Source organism: Bartonella sp. AP9QHHD, assembly GCF_042195625.1.
GTDB lineage: Bacteria > Pseudomonadota > Alphaproteobacteria > Rhizobiales > Rhizobiaceae > Bartonella.
On record NZ_JBHIOP010000056.1, the window covers coordinates 1 to 7,116 of the forward strand.

Consider the following 7,116-nt stretch of genomic DNA (forward strand, 5'->3'; position numbering starts at 1 on the left):
AAGATTGATGATGACACCGGTGGGGGTTTTTGCTCTTGTCCAGAGCACAAAGAGGCGAGATTGACCCTTTTTAAGCCCTCCGCGGTATTCGCCAATCACTTGGGTTCCTTTATCAAGCAAAACAACGCGCCCATTGTCAGAGAGGATATCACGGTTGATGATGCAGCTTGCAAAGCCTGGTTGCTCACTGTTTAATGCGGTTTCTAAGATACAGGGAATAGAGGTTCCCATGGCGATGATAAAGTTTCTATTGCCGATGAGTTTTGCTTTTGCTTTTGTTTCTTCTGTTTTGGTAGGCTTTAAAAGGGTTGCAAAATTTTGTGTGTCTTGAAGGGCAGGAGAATTTTGCGCATTCGCGAGATTTTCAAGGGCATGGAATTTGTCAAAGGGGTTGAGAGTCGTGTTGACGATGTCTTTTAATTGAGATTTAGAGCCTTTGGCAAAAGCGAGAACAGGGGCACGTCTTGCGGCATCAAGTAGTGGGTCATCTTTTTTGGGTTCTTGTGCGAGTGGTTGTGGGGGTGGTAAGGTTATTGGCGCTATGTTTGCACGCGGGTCAGAGGGGGCGAGCTCTAAAGGAGCGAGGGAATTGTGAAAGTTTTGTGCTTGTTTTTTATGAGCTTTTGCGGTGTCTTTTTGTTCTGTGGGGGAGGATAAGATGTTCCAGAGCACATAGCCGCAGATTCCTATACAGGCTATTGCGACAACTATTTTTTTGCCAGCGGTTTTGGCGCTATTGTTTTTGCCATCCCCAATAGATCCGCGATCTTCGATGATTGGTTTATCACTCATGTGTTGTCCCCTTCAATTCCCGCTTATTTAAAGATCTGATGCAACTTTACGTTCAACAGATGGTGAGGTTGTTCCGGTATTTGGATTGGTGCCTTTTGGTTGATAGGCTTCGTTAAAGACGCATAGGACGTTTTTTCCCTGTCTTAGGGTGAAGCGTGCGCTAATAGCATGGACAATCACCATGTTGCCTCTTGTGGTTTTGGGAACCAGCGATTCTGTACCGTCATTGCTGACAATGTAAATGGCAGGGACTTCTTGGTTGTCTGGAAATGTAAATGTTGTTGTTTTGCCATTGTCATAAACGGAGGAGGGTTCAAGAGTGATAGAGCCTTGAGCGGTGTAAGCCCAATTGCGTGGTCCGTAGGTTTCAGAAGCGTTGAAGACATTATCGATACGCTGGGCTTGTTGTTTTTCTTGTCGCATAAGGGCTGCGAGTCTTCTTTGTTCTGCTTCTTCTTGTGGGTAGCGAAATTTCACAAGGAAATATGTTTCTTGTCCAGAGGAAATTTCTCCATCTTTGACCATGAGTTCAAATTGATAGGAGCGCTTTGAGCCATCAAGCTTTGTGGTGACGACTTGGAGATTGGTAATGGGTTGGACTTCCCGCGCTTTGAGGAAAAGAATATTGCCAGCGGGGGCGACTTCCCATGCAACGCTGTTGCCAATTGCTACATGGGCAATTTCTTCATTGGGAGAAAATTCTATTTGTACCGATGAGCGTATGGAGCCAATAATTTTTGTGACATTATAGGCATCATAGTTGATAAAGCGAATGCGGCTATCGCTTGGCGCACGGGTGGGAAAAATACTGGCATGGCTAGGCGTTAAAGAAAGGGTAATAGCGATGTTAAGAATGAGAAAAAGAATTTTTTTTGTCATGATCAGTTGACCACTTCCGGATCGGTTCTATATTCACTAACAATAAACCCTAGAGGATTTATCAAACGGTTTTGGACAGAGATAGGGGCATTGATGTATTCAAAGGTAAGTGTTGCAACCCAGTGGGTGATGAATTCTTTGTTGTTGTCGTTGTCGTGAATGGTTCTGTAGTAACGCACTTGGGCGACATCGTCATTGATAAAGGAGATTGATTTTATTGTTATTGTAACGGCGGCGTGTTTATAGAGAATTTGAGGACTTTGGGGATTTCTTGCTCCATACCAGCTGGCAAATCTTTCCTGTTCTTCTGAAGAAGAGAGGAGGGAGACGGTTTGGAAGTTGTGTTGTGTTTCTTCTGTGGTGAAGCCTTCACGGGAGCGGACATATTTTGCAGCAAAGTAGCGTGTGATTGCTTCGTCGACATTGGTGGGACCTTCTTTTAAGGCTTCCACAACTTCGGTGATGCCGGTTGAATTGTCTACACGGATGACAAAAGGTTCCACGGTTTTAAGGGGCGTGAGGGTGATGACCGCGAGAGAAGACAGTATTGCAACAGCAACGGCGATGCCGGCAATGGCAAGCGAGACGCGGGTGGTGCGGCGTGAGGCGAGCATGCGATCTTGATCAAACGAGCGCGCTTCAGCAATGTATTGTTCTATGTCTTTTTCTTTCATGCTTTTTGCCCGCAATTTTTGTAAGATTTGATTTCTTCATCCGTTAATTTTTGTGCCAGAAGCGTTTCCAGCTTCCCTTCTTTTAGGGGTGAAGGGGTGTTGTTACTGATGATAATGGGTGTGGGCGTGGGTTTTTTCCCTTCCCAATTCCACATTGATCTGTTGAGTGGACGTTTAGAATATCCATCACACTTTGGGAGTGACTTCAGCGTGTTTGGTGAAGACATACAGCCACTGAGAAAGAGAAACGGCAAGATTACCCCAATTTTTTTTAACACTTTCCTATTATCCTTTCTTAGTCTTAAACAGATTGTTCAGCAGTTTATTAACAAAATTTTGCATGTTGTTACCAGCTCTCCAAATCGTTTTTGCTGTGTCTGCTCCTAATTTTGTTGCTCCTGTAAGGGAGGCTCCTCCAGAGGCTAAAGCGGAAGCAATGCCAGGTAAATGGAAGAAAAGGTAAATACCACAGATGCCGACAACTAAGAATTGAATTAAAGAAATCATGATATCATCAAGACCTGCTGAAAAAACTTGCATTGAAATCTTTATATATAAGCTACCAAGCAAGACGACTAATACCTGCAAAATGATGAAGTTGGCTGTTTGACTTAACCATGCTTCTGTAAACCTTCTGGTTGATGAAAACATATAGAGGCTTATGAAGAGCGGTCCTATTGATATGACAAGAAATAAACCAAGTTTAGCCACTAATGAGACGACAAAACCAATTAAACAAAACAAGCAAGCAATACCGAGACATATAAGACCAGCAATCCATGCAGCAAGAAACTTACCCATTGACAATAATCCTGCTTTGTCTGCTGCATCAAAAACATGTGCAGCAGCTTGATTCATCATATTGTCCCATACATTTTGATCCGTGTGTGCTGCTGCACCTTGTGTGACATTTGAAATGGCATTTGGTAGATCATTGAAAAATATGTCCCTAACCCACGTATTGTAGTGAGCGGCATTTGTGGCGAGTGCAACAATGATGCCAAGTTTGAAAGTTGTCGCTATAAATTCCCATAAGGGCGTGGAAGAACGCCCATAGATGATATTGTATCCCATAAATATAATGTAGATTGTACAAGACAGCTTGAGCGGAGCACTTAAACCAGATGAAAGATGCATAATGGCGCTATCCATTGTCTTTGTAAGGGGATTCATTAACATATTGTCTATAATAGTGAATATACCTTTGGTTTCTATTGCTGCCATTTAGATGCTCCGCTATTCATTATGTGTTTTTATAATTTAATCGTTATTTTGTTTTTTCGCTCTTCGTTCTTCTTCAGCACGTTCTTTCGCTTCTTGTTCGGCTTGCAATTTTTTAGTCTCAGCCTCCATTTTTTCAAGATCGGCTTCCATTTGAGCTCTAGCCTTTTCCATAGCTTTATCAAATTTTTCTTGATCTTTACGCGCTCTTTCTTCAGCCTTTGCTTCATATTCCTTTTCAAGTTCAAGTTGTGCTAATCTTAGAGTTTCACAATTTTTTGAAGTTCCTGCTAATCCACATTTAGCAATCCACTCTTCCATCAACGTTGGATTTTTTTTAAATTCTGCGACGCTGTAAGTTTTTTCACATCCAGCAGCGATAATTCCAGTGCAGAGTAGCAATGTTGTTATGAGAACTTTATTCATAGATATTTCCCCTTTTTCCTTTCAGTTTTTGAGGTTTGAGCACAATCTTTAAATTATGCTTGTGTTATCGGTTTTTATAACCAGTGATGATAAATCTAGAGCACAGACATAATGTTGCCATAAATCTATTGTATAGTCTGTAAGGTTCTTTAAGTTGAGCAGCTAAAGCGCAATAGATGTTATCCATTGTTTTTGTAATGGGATTCATCAACATATCATCTATGTCAGTAAATACGCCTTTGGTTACTATTGCCATTTAGATGCTCCGCTCTTCATTATGTCTTAATGGTTATTTTGTTGTTCTTTTGCCGCTCTCTCTTTTGCTTCCTGTTCTTCTTCAGCACGTCGCTTTGCTCTTTGTTCTTCTAATTTTTTTTAGTCTCTGCTCTCATTTTTTCAATCCAAGCTTTTTGTTCAGCCATAAATTCTTCATCTCTTTTGCGATTTTCTTCTTCAACTTTTGCCTGACGTTCTTTCTCAAGTTCAGCGCCTGCTACTCTTAGGTTTTCACAATTTTTTGAAGTTCCTATCCCTCCACATCTCGTGACCCATTCATCAAATAATTTTGGATTTTTTTTAAATTCTGCAACGCTATAGGTTTTTTCACATCCAGCAGCGATAATTCCAGTGCAGAGTAGCAATGTTGTTATGAGAACTTTATTCATAGATATTTCCCCTTTTTCCTTTCAGTTTTACAAGGTTTGAGCACAATCTTTAAATTATGCTTGTGTTATCGGTTTTTATAACCAGTGATGATAAATCTAGGGCAGCGACATAATCTTGCCATAAATCTATTGTATAGTCTGTAATGTTCTTTAAGTTGAGCAGCTAAAGCGCAATAGCGATGTGTAATGGTGCTGTCCATTGTCTTTGTAAGGGACTCTATCAACATATTGTCGATATAAGAAAATATGCCTTTGCTTTCTACTGCCATTGAGATGCTCCGCTCTTCATTATGTCTTAATGGTTATTTTGTTGTTCTTCTGCCGCCCGTTCTTTTTCTCTTCGTTCTTCCTCAGCACGCTCTTTCGCTTCTTGTTCAGCTAATTTTTTTTTAGTATTAGCTTCCATTTTTTGAAGTCTGGCTCTCATTTCGGCTTCGGAATCTCTAATCATTTTTTGAAACTTTTCATCATCTTCACGCTCTCTTTCTTCAGCTTTTGCTTCATATTCTTTTTCAAGTTCTAAAAATGCTAACCGCATGTTTTCACAATTTTTTGAAGTTCCTGCAAATCCACATTTCGCATCCCACTCTAGGCGTAATTTTTCATCTTTTTTAAATTCAGCGACGCTATAGGTTTTTTCACATCCAGCAGCGATAATTCCAGTGCAAAGCAGCAATGTTGTTATGAGAACTTTATTCATAGATATTTCCCCTTTTTCCTTTCAGTTTTACAAGGTTTGAGCACAATTTTTAAATTATGCTATGTTCTGGTTTTTTATAACCAGTGATGATAAATCTAGGACACAGACATAATGTTGCCATAAATCTATTGTATAGTCTGTAATGTTCTTTAAGTTGAGCAGCTAAAGCGCAATAGCGATGTGTAATGGTGTCATCCATTACCTTTGTGAGGGGCTCGATCAACCCGTTGTCTATCATGGTAAATATATCATACGCTGCCATTGTTTTTCTCCGCTTCTTATCATACGGGTTCGCGTTCCATACAAAGTCGAATTTTTATGCTTTAATTACTGTCTTCTTTCTTTTCAGATTGTTCTTTCATTTTTTGTTTATCGTCATTTTTACGATATTTATTTAGATAGTTATCAAAATTTTCTTGACGTACTTCTTCTATTGCTTTGTCTAAATTTTTACAATTTTGTGAATCTCCTGTCCATCCACACTTACGTCTCCATTCATCGCGTAAATTTTTATCTTTTTTAAATTCTGCGACGCTATAGGTTTTTTCACAACCAGCCGTGATGAGCCCTGTGCAAAGCAGCAATGTTGTTATGATGATCTTGTTCATGATTAATGACTGTCCTGTTTCTTTTTAGATTCTTGTTTATCGTCATTTGTCGAGCCAGTTCTCCCCCATCCCCATGTTGGAAGACTCTCACGATAAGCTTGCTCTGCGTTTTTACAATTTTGCGAATCGAGATCCCCTGATGTCATACATTTCATTTTCCATTTTTCGTATAATTTGTGATCTTTCTTAAATTCTTCTACACTATGGGTTTTTTCGCAACCAGCAGCGATAAGCGCTGTGCAAAGCAATAATGTTGTTATGATGATCTTGTTCATATTCAAATCCCTCTTTTTCGTTTATTGACCACGGAGTTTTTTGGCAAAATCTTTATATCGTGCTGTAAATTCTTCGTAGCCACGTTGTTCTGCCGCTTTTTCTTCTGCTTGTTGAATCATCATGGCGGCTTGCATTTGAAGGACTTGTGTTTGGAGTTTTGCTTGTATTGCTGATAATTGTGCTTGAATGCCTTGAATTTTACCCGCATCTTTAGTACTTCCAAGTTCGTCAAGGAGCTTGTTAATAGTTTTTTGTGTTTCACTGGCTTCTTCGTAGACGTCTTGTCCTTTTGCTGCTTGTCCTACTACGCGCTGTTCGGCTTTTTTCACTTCCTGTGCGTAAAAAGCATCCACTGCCTCTTTTGATCCAGCACCCCCTGAGGGCTCTTTGTATTTAAGTTCTTCTTGCCATTTTTGCGTGTTTTTGCTGCCGCCACCGCCGCCGCCACCGCCACCACTGCCCATCGATTGTTGAAAGTGGTTAAAATCTGAAGGCAGGGCGCCACTGCTCCCTTGCTTGTTAAACATGTCTTTCAATCCCGAAATGTCAGGCTTGACATTTAGGGAGTTATATAATTGTTTCGCTTGATCGAGTTGGCTCTTTAATTGGTCAAGCTGTTGTGCACCTTGTTGAATTTGTTGTTCTGCTTTTGCAACTTGTTCTCTCAATCTTTTGGCTTGCTCTATATTTTCCAGCAGTATTTTATAATCAAAGGGACCACCTCCAAATGCATTTGCTTGAGGTCCAAAAGAAATTGCGCAAAGAGCTGTTGCCAATAAAAGTTTTTTCATTGCTTTGACCTTTCTTGAAAAATAGGAAGCCATTTTTCTGGAGATTGTCCAACTTCATCCATAATGGTCTCTAGGAGTTCAATA

Annotated in this window: 10 protein-coding genes and 1 pseudogene; all 11 read right to left on the reverse strand. The window is 40.3% G+C overall.

What is annotated here, in order from left to right; all coding sequences use genetic code 11:
• The coding region (locus ACFIK4_RS04340; protein WP_375675123.1) for a TrbI/VirB10 family protein at positions 1–792 on the reverse strand (792 nt) is incomplete at its 3' end.
• Between the two features lie 27 nt (positions 793–819).
• Positions 820–1,671 (reverse strand): P-type conjugative transfer protein VirB9, encoded by an 852-nt coding sequence (virB9, locus tag ACFIK4_RS04345; RefSeq protein ID WP_375675125.1) that lies wholly within the window; start codon positions 1,669–1,671, stop codon positions 820–822.
• 2 nt (positions 1,672–1,673) lie between these two features.
• Complete coding sequence (locus tag ACFIK4_RS04350; RefSeq protein ID WP_375613221.1) at positions 1,674–2,345, reverse strand: virB8 family protein; 672 nt, start codon at positions 2,343–2,345, stop codon at positions 1,674–1,676.
• Complete coding sequence (locus ACFIK4_RS04355) at positions 2,342–2,572, reverse strand: type IV secretion protein VblB7 (RefSeq protein WP_375675138.1); 231 nt, start codon at positions 2,570–2,572, stop codon at positions 2,342–2,344. The genes ACFIK4_RS04350 and ACFIK4_RS04355 overlap by 4 nt, the downstream gene beginning before the upstream one ends.
• Before the next feature lie 58 nt (positions 2,573–2,630).
• Complete coding sequence (locus ACFIK4_RS04360; protein ID WP_375642881.1) at positions 2,631–3,569, reverse strand: type IV secretion system protein; 939 nt, start codon at positions 3,567–3,569, stop codon at positions 2,631–2,633.
• Positions 3,570–3,605: 36 nt separating this feature from the next.
• Entirely contained in the window at positions 3,606–3,992 is a 387-nt protein-coding gene (locus tag ACFIK4_RS04365) for an EexN family lipoprotein (protein ID WP_375675128.1), read from the reverse strand.
• 282 nt (positions 3,993–4,274) lie between these two features.
• Positions 4,275–4,657, reverse strand: a pseudogene (locus ACFIK4_RS04370) (EexN family lipoprotein).
• Between the two features lie 295 nt (positions 4,658–4,952).
• Positions 4,953–5,357: an EexN family lipoprotein gene (locus ACFIK4_RS04375; protein WP_375675130.1), complete on the reverse strand. Its 405-nt coding sequence runs from the start codon at positions 5,355–5,357 to the stop codon at positions 4,953–4,955.
• Positions 5,358–5,680: 323 nt separating this feature from the next.
• Positions 5,681–5,965 (reverse strand): EexN family lipoprotein, encoded by a 285-nt coding sequence (locus ACFIK4_RS04380; RefSeq protein WP_375675132.1) that lies wholly within the window; start codon positions 5,963–5,965, stop codon positions 5,681–5,683.
• A gap of 2 nt (positions 5,966–5,967) precedes the next feature.
• Complete coding sequence (locus ACFIK4_RS04385; RefSeq protein WP_375675134.1) at positions 5,968–6,240, reverse strand: EexN family lipoprotein; 273 nt, start codon at positions 6,238–6,240, stop codon at positions 5,968–5,970.
• Positions 6,241–6,261: 21 nt separating this feature from the next.
• Positions 6,262–7,032 (reverse strand): type IV secretion system protein, encoded by a 771-nt coding sequence (locus tag ACFIK4_RS04390; RefSeq protein WP_375675136.1) that lies wholly within the window; start codon positions 7,030–7,032, stop codon positions 6,262–6,264.
• Positions 7,033–7,116: the final 84 nt, after the last annotated feature.